This window comes from Enterobacter sp. Li2LvB3 (assembly GCF_056156645.1).
On sequence record NZ_JBSICG010000016.1, the window covers coordinates 21,967 to 38,836 of the forward strand.

Here is a 16,870-nt window from a genome sequence, read left to right on the forward strand (position 1 = left end):
GAAACTAGCTCTGCCGTAGCTGCAAATCCAGTGGCGTCTTGCTTGGTTCGCCGCCAATCTCACGCGCCAGTTTAGGTACCATATAGCCTGATACCAGTGTCAGCAATTCACGCATAATCGCTCTTGCTTCCTCATCTGACACCATGAAATGTGCAGCGCCCTGGACTTTATCCAGCACGTGAATGTAGTAGGGCATTACCCCTGCATCAAATAGCGCATTGCTCAGATTCGCCAGCGCGCGGGCATTATCGTTTACTCCACGCAGTAGCACGCTCTGGTTCAGCAGTGTGACGCCAGCCTTGCGCAATCTCGCCATCACCATACGAAAATCCTGATCTATTTCGTTGGCATGGTTAATGTGATTCACCAGCAGAATTTGCAGGGAAGAGCGCTCAAACCGGGCGGCCAGTTCGTCCGTAATGCGGGTCGGGATAACAATCGGCAAACGGCTATGGATCCGCAGACGTTTGATATGAGGAATACTCTCGAGTTGGGTTATCAGCCAGTCCAGCTCATGATCTTTTGCCATCAGCGGATCGCCACCGGAAAAGATAATCTCATCCAGCTCAGGATGCGCGGCAATGTAGTCCAGCGCGACCTGCCAGTTACGCTTGTTCCCTTGATTTTCGGCATACGGGAAGTGTCGGCGGAAGCAATAGCGACAATTTACGGCGCAGCCGCCTTTTACCAGCAGTAATGCGCGGTTCAAATACTTATGCAGCAAACCGGGCACAACGCTGTTCTGTTCCTCCAGTGGATCGGTGCTAAAGCCTGGCGCAGTCACAAACTCATCCTGAACAGTAAGCGTCTGTTTTAGCAATGGATCATCAGGGTTGCCTTTCTCCATGCGCGCCACAAATGCGCGAGGCACTCGCAGGGGAAAGAGGCGTTTGGCCTCACGGCCGGCGAGCAAGTTCTCATGGGTTTCCAGGTCTAAAAGACGCAGTAATTCATCAGGACTGGTGATTACATCGGCAAGTTGCGATAACCAATCTTCTCTGGACGGGGTGTTTAGGGTTACAATATGCGCCATTTTGTGGCTTAGCTACCAGTTAACAAATTTAGAGGGCCTTATGGCAACGTACTATAGCAACGATTTTCGTGCTGGTCTTAAAATCATGATGGACGGCGAACCGTATGCGGTTGAAGCCAGCGAATTCGTTAAACCAGGTAAAGGCCAGGCATTTGCGCGTGTTAAGCTGCGCCGCCTGCTGACCGGTACCCGTGTAGAAAAAACCTTCAAGTCTACTGACTCTGCTGAAGGTGCCGATGTTGTCGATATGAACCTGACTTACCTCTACAACGACGGTGAGTTCTATCACTTCATGAACAACTCTACTTTCGAACAGCTGTCTGCTGACGAGAAAGCAGTAGGTGACAGCGCTAAATGGCTGCTGGATCAGGCTGAGTGCATCGTGACCCTGTGGAACGGCCAGCCTATCTCTGTGACCCCACCAAACTTCGTAGAGCTGGAAATCGTTGAAACCGATCCAGGTCTGAAGGGTGACACCGCAGGTACTGGCGGCAAGCCAGCTAAACTGTCTACTGGTGCAGTGGTTAAAGTTCCACTGTTCGTACAGACTGGCGAAGTGATCAAAGTGGATACCCGCTCCGGCGAATACGTATCCCGCGTGAAGTAATTCATGTAAATGATTAATGGCGCAGCGCCCGCTGCGCCTGTTTTTGCAGGCAGGGATGATGAAACGTACCGTTAAAATTCTGCTTCTGTTGGCGCTGTCCGGCGCGTTCCTTTCCGGGTGTAATACTGCACGCGGTGTCGGCGAAGATATCAAAGATCTTGGCCATGTGATTTCTCACGCAGCCAGCTAATTTCGTCTAATTCTCCTAAAATCGCTTCCCGGGCCGTCAAATGACGGGATCTTGTCTATCCTTAAGTTGCTATCAACAAAATAACTTTGGCTATAAAAGGAAGATATTATGGTTAAGAAGACAATTGCAGCGATCTTTTCTGTCCTGGTACTTTCTTCAGTTTTAACCGCCTGTAATACCACGCGTGGCGTCGGTCAGGATATTTCTGAAGGTGGTAGCGCAATTTCTGGTGCAGCAACAAAAGCGCAGAACTAATGATATTAAGACGGTACGTCGTGTAGATCTCCTCGTACCGTCAATTCTCCACTTCTTGCAGGGATAAAAACGGCGAAAAACGTGTATCCATATGCAGTTTCATACGGATGTTGCGTTTGTAGGTATAAACCGTTTTCCCGTTGATACTCAAATGGCTGGCAATCTTCTGATTGCTTGCGCCATCCATCCACAGCGTAAGCACTTTCTCTTCCTGGCGGGTTAACAACGGTGCTGCGATTTGCGGTATTTCAATGCTGGCGCAGGATGTCAGTGCATCGTTAATCACCGTGGCCAGTTGTTCGAGTCCGGCATTTTTCAACAGACAGGACCAGACCGGGAACTGCTCCAGGTAATTTGCCATCTCTTGTTCTTCGCCCGACTGCAACAAAATAAAGGGCAGCGTTTCGCAGGATTTCAGCAAAGAAGAGAGCTGCTGGAAATGGTGAATATCCTGTTTGAAGCCGTGTAAATCAGCAATCACCAACGTTGGCTTCCACTGTAGGATGTGCTCCCGGGCCAGGAAAAGATTATTCAAACCGGTCACAACATAGTTGCCCGGGAACAGGCCAGAATGATTGAGCCATGCTTCAAACCCAGCGCGGGTGAAGTGACAACGGTCAATCAAAAGAATTTTGAACATATTTTTTTCGCAGTCGGCTAGTGGTTTGGCTTCCTGCCATCAGAAAGCACATCATCATAGAGAAGTCGGATGAGTGATAAATGCCTGAACTACGCGCCATACTGCGGCTATTTCTTGCCTTAACAAGTTCAGCATAAATGGATTGAAAAAAAATCGGTCGTTAACCAAAATATACCGCCTAATCTCTGCCTTGCGGGACGACCCGTAAGCGCATCTGTTCATCGGGGACGGCCCCAACTTGCATTTAAGTTAAGGAGCCAGATATGTCCTGGATTATTCTTGTCATTGCCGGTTTGCTTGAGGTTGTTTGGGCAATCGGTCTGAAGTACACCCACGGCTTTACCCGTCTGATGCCCAGTCTGATTACCGTTACTGCGATGGTTGTCAGTATTGCGCTGCTGTCGTGGGCGATGCGCACGCTGCCGGTAGGCACGGCTTATGCCGTCTGGACGGGGATTGGCGCTGTCGGGGCGGCAATTACGGGGATTTTGCTGCTGGGTGAATCGGCGAGTCTGGCACGTATCGCCAGCCTCGCCTTGATTGTCGCCGGAATTATTGGTTTAAAACTCAGCGCACATTAATGGGGTTGTTCCACCCAGATTAATTTCGTCACATCAAACCCCTGCCGGGTCGCGACGTCCAGCATCTGCTGTTTCATTTCACTGGAGATGGTTGGCGTGCGGGAGAGTATCCAGAGGTAGTCGCGATCCGGCCCGCAGACCAGCGCATGACGGTATTCTCTGTCCAGGGCTATCACGTTATACCCGCCATAGAAGGGACCAAAGAAAGAGACTTTAAGCGCCGCCCGATTTGGGCTGCCGGTAAAGTAGGCTTGTCCAATCGCCTGTTGCCACATGCCGCGGTCAGGGTTATAGCCGCGATTAATCACCTGAATCCCGCCATCATCCATCGAGCTGTAGTTCGCGGTGACTTTCTGCAAACCCCGCTCAAAACGGTGATCAAAACGGGCAATTTCATACCACGTTCCGAGGAAGCGCTGTGCATCGAAATTGTTGACGACGGTGACACCCGCTGGTGGGGTCGGAGAGCTACAGGCAACCACTAAAAACGCGGCTGTCACTGCGGCGATAACAGGCAGAATGCGCATAGGTGTTTCCTTACCGGTTTTTTGTTAAGTGTAGATGAGGGCAAGGAAAATGTGGGTTTACCGTGGTGTGTTTTGCCGGGTAGCGCTAACGCTACCCGGCACGGTTTTACTGTAGCGCGCTCAAAATACGGTACGCTGTCTCTACCCTTGCAGGATTCGGATAGCTTTTGTTCGCCAGCATCACGATGCCGAGTTGCTGTTCAGGAATAAACGCAACGTAACCGCCAAAACCACCGGTTGACCCCGTTTTATGCACCCAGGAGGCTTTTACCGGTGGCGCTGGCGGAGTGACTTCTGCCGCAGGTAAGGGTGCCAGTGCAATCTTGTTATCACTGCCATCCACTACCGTTTTAGCGTCCACGGGCCAGTTCAGCATTTCCCAGCCCAGCCCCTGATACATTGAGCCAACCCGCCAGTAGCGAGACTGAGCAAGGGCAATACCTTGCTTAAGAGACGCATCAGCGACGGTATCTGGCGCCATGTTGGCCATCACCCAGCGGGACATATCCTGGATATTCGTCTTCACGCCATAGGCTTGCGCATCCAGCATTCCAGGCGAAACATGAACCGGTTTGCCGTCACGATAGCCCCATGCGTAATGTTTCTCTTCCGATTTTGGGACCGTAATCCAGGTATGTGTCAGCTTCAGCGGCTGAAACACACGCGTGGTCATGGCCTGCTCAAAACTCATACCGGAAGGTTTAACCGCCAGCACGCCGAAAAGGCCAATACTGGCGTTCGCATAAAGGCGCGTTGTCCCGGGTTTCCACTGTGGCTGCCAGTGCTGGTAGAAATTCAGCAGCGAAGCGTTGTCAGTGACCTTATCCGGAACTTGTAACGGCAGGCCACCGGCGGTGTAGGTTGCCAGATCCAGCAGACGGATCCCCTGCCACTGTTTGCCTGTCAGTTCAGGCCAGTATTGCGTTGCCGGGTCGCTCAGTGAAATTTCATGGCGGGCAACGGCATCGCCTCCCAGCACGCCGGTGAAGGTTTTACTGATGGAGCCCAGCTCGAATAATGTCTGTTGTGTGACGGGCACGCGAGCCGCGACATCGGCTTCCCCGAAGGTGAAATAGTGCGGTTTGCCCTGATAAATAACCGCTACCGCCATACCGGGGATGGCCTGCGCTTTCATCAGGGGAGTCACGGCGCGTTCAACCACATTAGCCAACTGTTTTTCTGACATCGTCCCGGCAAGGGCTGAACAGGAGGCGGTGAGCAGCAGAGCGCAGCAAAGTGATTTTTTCATGAGATATCTTCCGTAATAGCGAGTCAAGGGAATGTCCGGGCCCATCAGACGAGCGTAGTCTGTTGGATTTGACTGTGCATGACAAACGGTTAAATTTAGCAGGAGCTGTTAATTTTTCTAACGGACAAGACCATGACGCGCAGCTATATTCCCCTTAATTCGCTTCGTGCATTCGAAGCCGCCGCCAGGCACCTCAGCTTTACTCATGCGGCGATTGAGCTGAATGTCACCCATTCCGCCATTAGCCAGCAGGTGAAAGCACTGGAGCAGCACCTTAACTGCCAGTTGTTCGTGCGCGTCTCTCGTGGCCTGATGCTGACTACGGAAGGTGAGAATTTATTGCCGGTGCTGAACGACTCTTTTGATCGTATTGCCGGAATGCTGGACCGCTTTAGCCGTCATCGGGCGCAGGAAAAACTCAAAATTGGCGTTGTCGGGACCTTCGCTACCGGCTGTTTATTTCCGCTGCTTGAGGATTTTCGCCGCAGTTACCCGCATATTGACCTCCAGCTTTCCACGCATAACAACCGGGTCGATCCGGCCGCCGAAGGGCTGGATTACACGATCCGCTACGGTGGAGGTGCATGGCATGGCACTGAGGCCATTTTTCTTTGCGCAGCGCCGCTGGCTCCTCTTTGCTCGCCGGAGTTCGCCGACAGGCTGCACGCGCCCGCTGATATTCTGAAATTTACCCTTCTGCGTTCCTATCGACGTGATGAATGGTCGGCATGGATGCAGGCCGCAGGTGAACCACCACCTTCACCGACACATCGGGTTATGGTGTTTGATTCATCCGTTACCATGCTGGAAGCCGCGCAGGCGGGCGTGGGGATTGCCATCGCACCGGTCGACATGTTTGCCCATCTGCTGAATAGCGAGCGTATCGTGCAGCCGTTTGCCACGCAGATCGATCTTGGCAGTTACTGGCTAACGCGATTGCAGTCACGGACTGAAACCCCTGCAATGCACGAGTTTGCGCAGTGGCTGGTGGGGAAGATGCAGAAATAAAAAGGCCCGCCGGATGGCGGTAATGCCAGTCAGTTAAGCGATATTAAACCACTCTGCTATTTGAGTGGCATCGTTCCGTTCACTTAGGCTTTCCTGCTACCTGCATAATCCGCTGCGGTGAACGTGCTAAGGGGGCTGCCGCCGCCCCCTTAGCAATCCCGGCTCCCGGCAAAGAAACTCGCCGCTTCGCGGTACCCTCAGCTTATTCCTTCCGGCTTATCGGGGACGGGCGGAGGTAACGTCCCTGTAAATCCGCCCTCGCCGCGCATCCCTGCGCGTCGCCCCGGCCTTCAGGAAACGCTTCGGCGATTTTCAGCCGGACTCACGAACCTTCAACCTTCTCTGCGGCCTGAAAATGGCACGGATGTTGAGTCCCGCAGAAATCGGCGAACCGGAGAACGGATGACAAGGGCTGGACGCCATGGATGGCGGCCAGAGGCGAAATGAGACAGGATGTCGAGTCGAGCCGACCGCAGGCAGACGGTCGTGAGGTGAGCGCAGTGCGAAGCACCGATTTCTTTGCGGGCCGCGGGGATTGATAAGGGGGCCGCGGCGGCCCCCTTATCCCGTTCACGTGTTCTGAACGAATTATTTTCTGCGAGTATTAAGGTGAACGGAACCCTGCACCGTGCTTAACTGACAAGCATTACCGCCGGATGGCGGGCCTTTTTATTCAGATGGTGACCACGGCAATCAGCGTGACCACGGTCAGAATGGTTGCCAGACCGTAGAAGACCCATTTGCCGCTCGGGACATGGATTTTCAGGTCGTGCATCGCATGGTGAATACGATGCAGACCACACCACAGCGGCAGGACAATCATCAGGAAGATGAATACGCGGCCAATAAAGCTGCCCGCAAACGCCAGCACGCGATCGTAGCCAAGCGCATCGCCCGGGAACAGCCCCAGCGGCAGCATAATGCCAACCAGCAGGATGATAACCGGCGCGATGATGGCGCTCCACATGCCGCCTGCGCCAAACAGACCCCAGAAGACCGGCTCGTCTGAACGTTTTGGATTTGGATTGATCACAGTAGTCTCCTTACCAGAACAGTGCGACAAACAGAATGACCACAGTGACTATCGCCGTCACTGCCCACAGCCCTTTAATGACCGGCTCTGGCCCCATTTTCTCGCCTTTTACGATGATATTCGCCGCTTTTGGTGCCAGTTCAAACCAGGTTTTAGTATGAAGCAGCGCCGCTGCAAGCACGAGAAGGTTCAGGATCACCACAATCGGGTTTTGCAGGAAGCCCACAAAATTCGCCCAGGTTTCCGGGCCATGTTTGAGGGCAAACACTCCGTACATCAGTTCAATGCTAAACCAGACCGCCGGTACAGCCGTGCCTTCACGCAGCATATAGAAGCGATAAAACGGCAGATTTTTCCACCAGGTGGACGGCATTGGCCGCACGTAGGCTTTGCGTTTAGTCGTCATCATGCACTCCTTAGCGTGGTTTCAGGGTAGCGATAAGAAAGTCTTTCGAGCTTTCAACTTTACCCTGCTGAATGGCGGCGGCCGGATCGACATGCTTCGGACAGACTTCGGAGCAGTAACCGACAAAAGTACAGCTCCAGACGCCGTTCTGGCTGTTAAGCTGCGCCATACGTTCTTTTTTACCGTGGTCGCGGCTGTCTTCGTTATAGCGATGCGCCAGGGTAATGGCCGCCGGGCCGATGAACTCTTTATTCAGACCGAACTGCGGACAGGCGGCATAGCACAGGCCGCAGTTGATGCAGCCGGAGAACTGATGGTATTTCGCCATCTGCGCCGGGGTCTGGGTGTTTGGCCCCTGATCCGGTGTGCGCGGGTTGCCGATGATGTACGGCTTAATTGCTTCCAGGCTTTCGATAAAGTGGGTCATATCGACCACCAGATCGCGCTCGATCGGGAAGTTGCCCAGCGCTTCAACCTTGATACCTTTGGTGTATTCGCGCAGGAAGGTCTTACAAGCCAGCTTTGGCACCTTGTTGACCATCATGCCGCAGGAGCCGCAAATTGCCATACGGCAGGACCAGCGGTAGCTCAGGTCTGGTGCCAGGTTGTCTTTAATGTAGCCGAGCGCATCCAGCAGGGAGGTTTGCTCGTCGTAAGGCACTTCGTAGAAAGCGCTGTGCGGGGCGGAGTCCACTTCCGGGTTGTAGCGCACCACTTCAACTTTCAGTTTTTGCATCTCAGCCATTCGCCTTCTCCTTCTTCTCGGCGGCTTCTGCTTCTGCACCGTAAACGCGTTTCGCCGGCGGCAATGTGGTGATCTTCACGTCGCTGTAGTCCAGACGCGTGGTCCCATCCGCATCGCGCCAGGCGAGGGTGTGTTTCAGGAAGTTGACATCGTCACGTTCGGTGCAGCCTTCATCCAGACGCTGATGGGCGCCGCGTGACTCTTTACGGGCCAGCGCAGAGTGCGCCATACATTCGGCCACGTTCAGGCCGTGTCCCAGTTCAATGGTGTACAGCAGGTCGGTGTTGAACACGCTGGAGGTATCGGTGATACGCACACGCTTGAAGCGCTCCTGCAACTCCGCCAGCTTATCGACGGTTTTTTGCATCAGCTCTGGCGTACGGTAAATACCGCAGCCTTCTTCCATCGACAGGCCCATTTCATCGCGGATTTTCGACCAGTTTTCGTTACCTTCCTGGTTGACGAGGTCTTTCAGGCGTTTTTCAACGTCTGCAACCTGTGCATCCAGTGCGGCGCTGTTGGCTTCGCCCGCTGTGGCGGCACGCTCCATCGCGCGCTCGCCCGCCATGCGACCAAAGACGACCAGCTCTGCGAGTGAGTTCGATCCCAGACGGTTGGCGCCATGCAGGCCCACGGAGGAGCACTCGCCCACGGCGAACAGGCCTTTGATACGGGTTTCACACTGCTGATCGGTTTCGATGCCGCCCATGGTGTAGTGCGCGGTTGGACGCACCGGAATCGGCTCTTTCACCGGATCGACGCCCACATAGGCTTTTGACAGTTCACAGATGAACGGCAGACGTTCCAGTAATTTCTTCTCGCCCAGGTGACGCAGGTCGAGGTAGACCACATCGCCGCGCGGGGTAGGGATGGTGTTGCCTTTACGCCACTCGTGCCAGAAAGCCTGGGACACTTTGTCGCGTGGGCCAAGCTCCATATATTTGTTCTTCGGCTCGCCGAGCGGGGTTTCCGGGCCCATGCCGTAATCCTGCAAATAGCGGTAGCCGTTTTTGTTGACCAGAATCCCGCCTTCACCACGGCAACCTTCCGTCATCAGAATGCCAGAACCCGGCAGGCCAGTTGGGTGATACTGGACAAACTCCATATCACGCAGTGGTACGCCGTGGCTGAGCGCCATACCCATCCCGTCGCCGGTGACGATCCCGCCGTTGGTGTTGTAGCGGTAAACACGGCCAGCGCCACCGGTTGCCATCACCACGGCTTTCGCGCGGATTTGTACCAGTGTGCCTTCCATCATGTTCATCGCCACCAGACCGCGCGCTTCGCCGTCATCCACGAGGATATCGAGAACGAAATGTTCATCAAAGCGCTGAATTTGTGGGAACTGAAGGGAGGTCTGGAACAGGGTATGTAGCATGTGGAAGCCGGTTTTATCGGCGGCGAACCAGGTGCGTTCGATTTTCATCCCGCCGAAGCGGCGAACGTTCACGCTGCCATCCGGGCGGCGACTCCACGGGCATCCCCACTGTTCGAGCTGGGTCATTTCCGTTGGACAATGGTGCACGAAGTAGTCGACGACATCCTGTTCGCAAAGCCAGTCGCCCCCTGCAACCGTGTCGTGGAAATGGTATTCGAAGCTATCATGATCCTGCGCGACGGCGGCGGATCCCCCTTCAGCGGCAACCGTGTGGCTGCGCATAGGGTAGACTTTTGAAATCAGTGCGATTTTAGCGTTTGGATTAGCCTGAGCTGCTGCAATTGCAGCACGTAATCCAGCACCGCCAGCGCCTATAACGGCAAGATCGGCTTGAAAAGTTTGCACGACATTCCTCCAGGTTTTTGTTATTTCGCAATGCGATGAACTAAAGGTAGCTCACCTGCCCGGGCGGGCTATCGCGAAAGCGTTTCCACTGCTCCTTTATGGGTAAAACAGTATAACCGTGTGGATGTGAGGGAAATTTGACGTGTTCGATTTTTTTGCTGTTATGTGCAATGATTTATCATTGTGATTGATGAATTACGTCACGAAATAACAGCCTTCAATGAAATCCGCTAATTTACTGCGCAAAATTTGTCTCTGTCTCCGCTAACGAGTAGACTTCGTGCCCTTGTGTGAAATCGGAGAAGAACTCATGAGCGAAACGGCCACCTGGCAGCCGAGCGCGTCCATCCCTAATTTGTTAAAACGCGCAGCAATTATGGCGGAGATCCGCCGTTTCTTTGCCGATCGCGGTGTACTTGAGGTGGAAACGCCGTGCATGAGTCAGGCAACGGTTACCGATATTCATTTGGTCCCGTTCGAAACCCGTTTTGTTGGTCCTGGCCATTCACAGGGCATGAATCTGTATCTGATGACCAGCCCGGAATACCACATGAAGCGCCTGCTGGCTGCGGGCTGTGGCCCGGTGTATCAGCTGTGCCGCAGCTTCCGCAATGAAGAGATGGGACGTCACCATAACCCGGAATTCACCATGCTGGAGTGGTATCGCCCGCATTATGATATGTACCGCCTGATGAATGAGGTGGACGATCTGCTGCAACAGGTACTGGATTGCGCGGAAGCCGAAACGCTCTCCTATCAACAGGCGTTCCAGCGCTATCTGGAAATTGATCCGCTGTCAGCCGACAAAACGCAGTTGCGTGAAGTGGCGGCTAAGCTTGATTTAAGCAACGTGGCGGATACTGAAGAAGACCGCGATACGCTGCTGCAACTGCTGTTCACCTTTGGCGTTGAGCCGCAGATTGGCAAAGACCGGCCTGCTTTTGTTTACCACTTCCCGGCAAGCCAGGCTTCTCTGGCGCAGATCAGCACCGAAGATCACCGCGTGGCGGAACGCTTTGAGGTTTACTACAAAGGCATTGAGCTGGCGAACGGGTTCCACGAACTGACCGATGCTCGCGAACAGCAGCAGCGCTTTGAGCAGGACAACCGCAAGCGTAATGCGCGTGGCCTGCCGCAGCAGCCGATTGATACCAATCTGCTGGAGGCCCTGAAAGCCGGTCTGCCAGATTGCTCCGGCGTGGCGCTGGGTGTTGACCGCCTGGTGATGCTGGCGCTGGGGGCCGAGCAGTTGGGTGATGTGATTGCCTTTACGGTTGATCGCGCCTGATAGCACTTCACGGTGTGCGGCCAACAGGCCGCACACCGCTTACACTACAAACTTCCCGCCGGGCGCTTACGCGCCGCTGATGTCACCGTTCTTGCCGTCTTACGACCATCCAGACTTTCCAGACGCATCTGGAATGGAGGGAACGGCATATCGATACCGTGTTCGCGGAAGCCAGCCAGAATCAGCTGGTGGATCTCATGGCGCAGCGGCATTCGGTGGCCCATTTCAGCCGCATAAATTCGCAGCTCGAAAATCTGGATCCCCTGCTGTAAATCGACCAGGAAAACTTCCGGTGCCGGGTTGTCTATCACCAGCGAGCAGCGCTCTGCAGCGGTGTACAGGATCTGCGTCACCTCTTCGCTGTTCGCATCGGATGGCGCAGGCACAGTCAGCACCACACGCGTAACGGAGTCTGACAGCGACCAGTTGATAAACTGCTCGGTGATAAACGCCTTATTTGGCACGATGATCTCTTTACGGTCCCAGTCGCTGATCGTTGTCGCACGGGTGTTGATCCTGGTGACGCTGCCGGTTAAATCGCGGATCGTCACCGTATCGCCAATGCGGATCGGTTTTTCAAACAGGATGATCAGGCCGGAAACAAAGTTGGCAAAAATCTCCTGCAAGCCAAAGCCCAGGCCAACGGTCAGTGCGGCAACCAGCCACTGTAGCTTCGACCACTCAATACCAATCATCGAGAAGCCAACCAGCCCACCAAACAGCATGATCAGATATTTGGTGATGGTGGTAATGGCATATCCCGTACCTGGCGCTAAATCCAGGTGTTGCAGCAGCGCCAGCTCCAGCAGAGCAGGGAAGTTACGGATAAGCTGTGTGGTGATGATCAACACCAGAATCGCAATCAGCACCGCGCCCAGGGTGATAGGTTCGAGGCTTTCGACGCCCTGTACCGTCGAGGTGACATCCCACAGCGAAATGTTTTCGAGGAAACCAAACGCAGAGTGGATCTCAGACCACAGGAAAATCACCGAGAGCAGGGCAATCAGCATCAGGATCGAGCGTACCAGTCGCAGGGACTGGGTACTGATAGCATCAAGATCCAGTTCAACATCATCCGCGTCGGTGTTTCCTTCCGTGCTGTTGGTATGGTGCGATTCCTCTTCACCCCGCGCACGCTGCGCGAGGATCTCCGCGCGGCGGTGCTTGGCACGATCGAACGCCAGCCTGCGGCGCTGGATAAGCATCCATCGGCGGATGACGTGGTAGACCACCAGGAGCAGGAACCAGATGGCGACCGATGTTTCCAGTCGCGCCAGCAGCGCCTGCGCCGTGGCCAGATACCCGACAGCTGCCGCCAGGATCGCCGCCAGCGGGGCGCTGAGCAGCAGGTTCCACAGCAGGCGGTTAAACATGTTTTCGCCGCTGCCGGTTTTGTCGAGATACAGCGGAATACCAGCGCGCTTAAGGCTTAACGTCACCATCGCCAGCGCGCCACAAATCAACATGAAGCACAGGCGGCCCAACGAGCCGGAGAATTCGCGGTCGTTGAGATTATCGAACATGATAAGCGCCATGATCAGTGGCACGATAAGCCCGATGCTCATCAGGTAGTAACGCATGGCTCGCGCCACGCGATTACGCGGCCAGCCAAAGTGGGCAATGAACAGACCGTTCGGACGGGCGAACGTGGCGCAAATCATCACTACCCACAGCAGCGGAACAGTGGCGGTCACACCATCACCAATGGCCACCGCCAGCGGATAAGGCCAGGCTTCCCGCAGGCCGTAACCGAGCGTCATCCACAGCACAGGCAGCGGCGAGGCAACGAGAATCGACCAGAATACCGTGCGTAGCGTTAGCCAGAAGTGATCCTGCGTCACCTTACCGACGCGCGCACTGGAGCGTTCCAGGAAGCGAGTGAAGTGCCTGCGCGAGTAAATACTGCAACCCACCAGAATCAATGCTCCCAGCAGCGGGAAGATAGTCTCTTTGCTGGTGAGCATCATCACGCTGGCCTGGCCCAGTTGGCTGAAGGTATCCATCGAGATGAGGCGGCGCAGATCCTGCACGATTTCAATCGGCCAGGAGAAGGTCATTGGGCGGACGTCAGAGGTCCAGAACAGGTAGCGGTGCGTTGCCTCGTTCACTTCTTTCAGCGCATCTTCAAGCTGGCTGTTAGAGACTTTCAGCTTGGTGAGTTCGAGGATAAGCGTATCGCCACCCTGAAGCAGTGAATTCAGCAGCTCGCGCTGGGTGCGCATTTGCGCGTCCAGAATTCGGTTTTGCTCACTGGTCAGCGGCTGCCCGTCGGCCTGACGGATCTGGCGGATTTGCGGCTGTTTGTTAAGGAGATCTTCAAAATGCAGGCGCTGGACGCGCAGTTGCGCCATTTCAGTATCAAGCTGTTGTGGCTTTGGCATTTCCGGCAAGCGGGCAACCTGCGCACGTAGCGCTTCGCCCAGCAGGTTTGAGGAGCCGAGCCACTGGGATTGCTCGCGCAGGGTATTCAGCGCCTGGCGTACCTGCAAGGTTTGGTTAGTGGCCTGACGCTGTTGCGATGCCACCAGATCCATACGCTGTGCTTGCTGGTTCAGGGCGGCCGAAAGCTCGCGGTTGACCTTAAACTGATCGACAATCCCGACGGGCAGGTTATCGCTGTTTTCGGCAAGTAATTCAGTGCTTTCCAGCGCCCGTTCGGCTTCGCGCTGGCGCTGGCTGTTTAACTGGTTACGCAAGGCCTGTAACCAGGCATCCAGCTGCTGGCTCTGTTTTTGCGCCAGCTCAGAACGCATCCGCGACAGCTCCTGGCGGTTGTTGGCAGAAAGCTGCGCCAGCTCCAGCTCATCCACCAGGGCTTTGAGTCTGGCGGATTCAGCCTGAATCCCCAGATTCTGCGCCTGGTTTAGCGGGGTATTACCGGTCTGTGTCCCGACACGTCGCTCGACTTCACTGAGCTGGCGGCGGGCATCGGTTTGCTGTTGTGGAAGCTGGTTGAGCGAGTCGGCAATTTCACGTGCACGCTCCTGCTCCTGCTGAGCCATGCGACTCTTTTCCAGAAGCTGGCTGCTGACTTGCAGGATCTCCTGGTTAAGCGCGTCGGAGGTCATGCCCTCAGGCACCACGCGTGGTTCATCGCGCAGATTATTAAGCTGCGAGCGCAGCGTTTGCGAAAGTTTGGGAAAGTTATCGATAACCTGCTGATATTGCTGAGCGCGCTCAAGGGAACCTTTGCGTTCCTCAAGCGCGTTCAGCGCGGCCTGGAGGGCTTCGACGGTTTCAGGCTGTGCGGGTTTTGCCGCTTTTGCCTGCTCCAGCTCCTGGGTTATCTGTTTGGCGTCGGGGGCTGTCGCTGCGTACGCCCCCATGCTGAGGCACCAGGCCATCAGTAGTACGATAATCGGGCGCACGTCAGCGGTCCTTCTGTTGTTAGCCTTCGTCTTTTTTGTCGTCAACCAGTGGGCTGGCGTCGTGCTCTGCTGTTACCTGTTCTTCTGCCAGCGGAGCAGGCTCTGCGTCCGGCGTGGCGAAGGTTTCAGTAGAAACGGCCAGCGGCTGACCCAGTTTCGTTACTGACAGGCTTTCCAGCTGCTCTGCAAGGTTAACTTTACCCGGTGCAAACAGGTTGATAACCGTAGAGCCCAGCTTGAAGCGGCCCATTTCCTGGCCTTTCAGCAGTGCCACGGAGCCTTCTGCTTCGCCCGCAGGCCATGTCCAGCGCTTGATAACACCTTCACGTGGCGGGGTGATGGTGCCCGCCCATACGGTTTCAATGCTGCCTACAATGGTAGCACCCACCAGAATCTGCGCCATTGGGCCAAATTCAGTATCAAACAGGCAGATGACGCGTTCGTTACGGGCGAACAGGTTCGGGACGTTCTGCGCGGTCAGGTGGTTCACAGAGAACAGGTCACCTGGCACATAGATCATTTCACGCAGGATGCCGTTGCATGGCATATGCACGCGGTGATAGTCGCGCGGCGAAAGATAGGTGGTGGCGAATGACCCATTGCGGAACAGGTCAGCCATCAGGTAATTACCCGCCAGCAGCGCTTCCAGGCTGTAGTTGTGGCCTTTCGCCTGCAAAATTTTGTCGTCTTCGATTTTACCGAGCTGGCTGATGACGCCGTCAGCAGGCATGACCAGCACGTTAGGATCGGTGTTTACCGGGCGAACGTCTTCGCGCAGGGGACGGACGAAGAACTCGTTGAAAGTGCGGTAGCTGGCTGTGTCCGGCTTCTGCGCCTCTTTCATATCGACCTTGTAGTATTTCACGAACAGGTCGATGACCAGTTTGGTCAGCCAGCCAGCTCGTTTGCTCGCGCCCCAGCCCGCCAGGCGAGTGAGCCACAGTTTTGGCAGAATGTATTGAAGCGAAAGTTTAAATGAGTTTAACAAGGTAGCCTCCAGGCCATTGTTTTGTCGTTCCTGATCCGGCATTACGCTGCCGGAACCTGAAAAAAGGGGACGATTTTAGCGATGCTTAGCTTAGTTGTCAGTTATCAGAATCAGAAAAGTTTTTACGCGTTTTTACGTCTTCCATGCTCTCAAGAATGCGGTGATAGTTTTCAAAGCGGGTTTCCGCAATTTCACCGTTCTCTACCGCTTCGCGGATAGCGCAACCCGGATCGTTATCGTGTTTGCAGTCGCGATATTTGCAAGCGCCTAAATAATCATGGAATTCGACAAAACCGTTGAAGATTTGTTCCGGCTCGAGGTGCCACAAGCCGAATTCACGCACGCCCGGGGAGTCGATCACGTCGCCGCCATGGGGGAAGTGATACAGCCGCGAAGCGGTGGTGGTGTGCTGGCCCAGACCCGAGACATTGGACACATCGTTAGTCAGGATCTCTTGCTGGAGGCCAAGCAGGTTATTCAGCAGGCTGGATTTACCCACGCCGGATTGACCTGCAAAGATGCTGATCCGATCGGTCAGCGCATCTTCTAACGGTTTCAGCCCATCTTTGGTGTGGCTGGAGACCATCAGCACGCGATAACCAATCTTGCGGTAGATATCCATCTGCTCGTTAACAAAGGCCATGCCGTCGTCATCCAGCAGATCGATTTTGTTCAACACGATGATCGGTTCAACCTGAAGCGTTTCGCAAGCAACGAGGTAGCGGTCGATGATATTGAGCGAAAGCTCCGGCAAAATCGCCGAAACGATTACGATCTGGTCAATGTTGGCAGCAATCGGTTTTACGCCATCATAGAAATCAGGGCGGGTCAGTACCGACGTGCGTTCATGCACGGCTTCAACGATACCTTTCACCGTCACGCCTTCCGCGGCTTCTTTGCCTGGACGCCAGACCACGCGGTCACCGGTAACCAGTGAGCGGATGGTGCGACGGATATTACAACGGTGGATATCCCCGCCGGCGGATTCGACATCGGCATGCATACCAAAACGGCTAATCACGACACCTTCTGTCGCTTCGCCAAACAGGTTGTCGTCGTAATCCGGCTTCTCCGAAGTGGTTTTAAGACGGCGCTGGTGATTGGCGTTGACGCGGCGCTGCTGCCCTTTGGAGAGTTTATTTTTACTCAATCGCACTGGCTCCTGGTCG

General features: G+C 54.8%; 17 protein-coding genes. 6 read left to right on the top strand and 11 right to left on the bottom strand.

The features are described 5' to 3' along the window. Positions 1–4 precede the first annotated feature (4 nt). Positions 5–1,033 carry an EF-P beta-lysylation protein EpmB gene (gene epmB, locus ACS603_RS14315; RefSeq protein ID WP_474944470.1) on the bottom strand — a complete coding sequence of 343 codons (1,029 nt, stop codon included), beginning with the start codon at positions 1,031–1,033 and terminating at the stop codon, positions 5–7. A 40-nt stretch (positions 1,034–1,073) separates the two neighbouring features. Between epmB and efp the strand changes: the two genes are divergently transcribed. The 3 genes from efp (at position 1,074) to ecnB (ending at position 2,085) form a co-directional block, all read left to right on the top strand. Continuing rightward, positions 1,074–1,640, top strand: coding sequence for an elongation factor P (gene efp / locus ACS603_RS14320; RefSeq protein ID WP_182063357.1), 567 nt, complete (start codon positions 1,074–1,076; stop codon positions 1,638–1,640). A 58-nt stretch (positions 1,641–1,698) separates the two neighbouring features. After that, on the top strand, positions 1,699–1,830 hold the full coding sequence (locus tag ACS603_RS14325; protein WP_041161986.1) for an entericidin A/B family lipoprotein: 132 nt from the start codon (positions 1,699–1,701) through the stop codon (positions 1,828–1,830). Positions 1,831–1,938: 108 nt separating this feature from the next. Then, a complete protein-coding gene (gene ecnB, locus ACS603_RS14330) occupies positions 1,939–2,085 on the top strand; it encodes a lipoprotein toxin entericidin B (protein ID WP_014068593.1) in 147 nt (48 codons plus the stop codon). Positions 2,086–2,125: 40 nt separating this feature from the next. On the opposite strand, the gene ACS603_RS14335 is transcribed toward ecnB, so the two are convergent. Next, positions 2,126–2,725, bottom strand: a complete 600-nt coding sequence (locus tag ACS603_RS14335) for a LuxR C-terminal-related transcriptional regulator (protein WP_182063358.1) — start codon at positions 2,723–2,725, stop codon at positions 2,126–2,128. A gap of 263 nt (positions 2,726–2,988) precedes the next feature. Here ACS603_RS14335 and sugE point away from each other — a divergent pair, with 263 nt between their 5' ends. Further along, entirely contained in the window at positions 2,989–3,306 is a 318-nt protein-coding gene (gene sugE / locus ACS603_RS14340; RefSeq protein ID WP_014068595.1) for a quaternary ammonium compound efflux SMR transporter SugE, read from the top strand. Here the strand turns inward: sugE and ACS603_RS14345 are convergent. Further along, on the bottom strand, positions 3,303–3,833 hold the full coding sequence (locus tag ACS603_RS14345) for a lipocalin family protein (protein ID WP_182063359.1): 531 nt from the start codon (positions 3,831–3,833) through the stop codon (positions 3,303–3,305). The two genes, sugE and ACS603_RS14345, sit on opposite strands and share 4 nt — an antisense overlap. Before the next feature lie 106 nt (positions 3,834–3,939). Beyond that, entirely contained in the window at positions 3,940–5,082 is a 1,143-nt protein-coding gene (gene ampC / locus ACS603_RS14350) for a CMY2/MIR/ACT/EC family class C beta-lactamase (protein ID WP_315687636.1), read from the bottom strand. 132 nt (positions 5,083–5,214) lie between these two features. Between ampC and ampR the strand changes: the two genes are divergently transcribed. After that, positions 5,215–6,090 (top strand): LysR family transcriptional regulator AmpR, encoded by an 876-nt coding sequence (ampR, locus tag ACS603_RS14355; RefSeq protein ID WP_217188157.1) that lies wholly within the window; start codon positions 5,215–5,217, stop codon positions 6,088–6,090. A gap of 673 nt (positions 6,091–6,763) precedes the next feature. On the opposite strand, the gene frdD is transcribed toward ampR, so the two are convergent. The 4 genes from frdD to frdA are packed head-to-tail and all read right to left on the bottom strand — an operon-like array spanning position 6,764 to position 10,057. Further along, the gene (gene frdD, locus ACS603_RS14360) at positions 6,764–7,123 is read right to left on the bottom strand and encodes a fumarate reductase subunit FrdD (protein WP_182063362.1); all 360 of its coding nucleotides are present in this window, start codon (positions 7,121–7,123) and stop codon (positions 6,764–6,766) included. Between the two features lie 10 nt (positions 7,124–7,133). Continuing rightward, on the bottom strand, positions 7,134–7,529 hold the full coding sequence (gene frdC / locus ACS603_RS14365) for a fumarate reductase subunit FrdC (RefSeq protein ID WP_182063363.1): 396 nt from the start codon (positions 7,527–7,529) through the stop codon (positions 7,134–7,136). 10 nt (positions 7,530–7,539) lie between these two features. Continuing rightward, positions 7,540–8,274, bottom strand: a complete 735-nt coding sequence (locus tag ACS603_RS14370; protein ID WP_182063364.1) for a succinate dehydrogenase/fumarate reductase iron-sulfur subunit — start codon at positions 8,272–8,274, stop codon at positions 7,540–7,542. Next, positions 8,267–10,057, bottom strand: coding sequence for a fumarate reductase (quinol) flavoprotein subunit (frdA, locus tag ACS603_RS14375; protein WP_182063365.1), 1,791 nt, complete (start codon positions 10,055–10,057; stop codon positions 8,267–8,269). The genes ACS603_RS14370 and frdA overlap by 8 nt, the downstream gene beginning before the upstream one ends. Positions 10,058–10,367: 310 nt before the next feature. On the opposite strand from frdA, the gene epmA reads away from it, so the two are divergent. After that, positions 10,368–11,345, top strand: coding sequence for an elongation factor P--(R)-beta-lysine ligase (gene epmA, locus ACS603_RS14380; protein ID WP_182063366.1), 978 nt, complete (start codon positions 10,368–10,370; stop codon positions 11,343–11,345). A gap of 44 nt (positions 11,346–11,389) precedes the next feature. Here epmA and mscM read toward each other — a convergent pair whose 3' ends face one another. The 3 genes from mscM to rsgA form a co-directional block, all read right to left on the bottom strand. Then, the gene (mscM, locus tag ACS603_RS14385; RefSeq protein ID WP_315687641.1) at positions 11,390–14,713 is read right to left on the bottom strand and encodes a miniconductance mechanosensitive channel MscM; all 3,324 of its coding nucleotides are present in this window, start codon (positions 14,711–14,713) and stop codon (positions 11,390–11,392) included. 19 nt (positions 14,714–14,732) lie between these two features. After that, the gene (gene asd, locus ACS603_RS14390) at positions 14,733–15,701 is read right to left on the bottom strand and encodes an archaetidylserine decarboxylase (RefSeq protein WP_474944472.1); all 969 of its coding nucleotides are present in this window, start codon (positions 15,699–15,701) and stop codon (positions 14,733–14,735) included. A 97-nt stretch (positions 15,702–15,798) separates the two neighbouring features. Next, positions 15,799–16,851: a small ribosomal subunit biogenesis GTPase RsgA gene (gene rsgA / locus ACS603_RS14395; RefSeq protein WP_315687643.1), complete on the bottom strand. Its 1,053-nt coding sequence runs from the start codon at positions 16,849–16,851 to the stop codon at positions 15,799–15,801. Between the last annotated feature and the right edge of the window lie 19 nt (positions 16,852–16,870).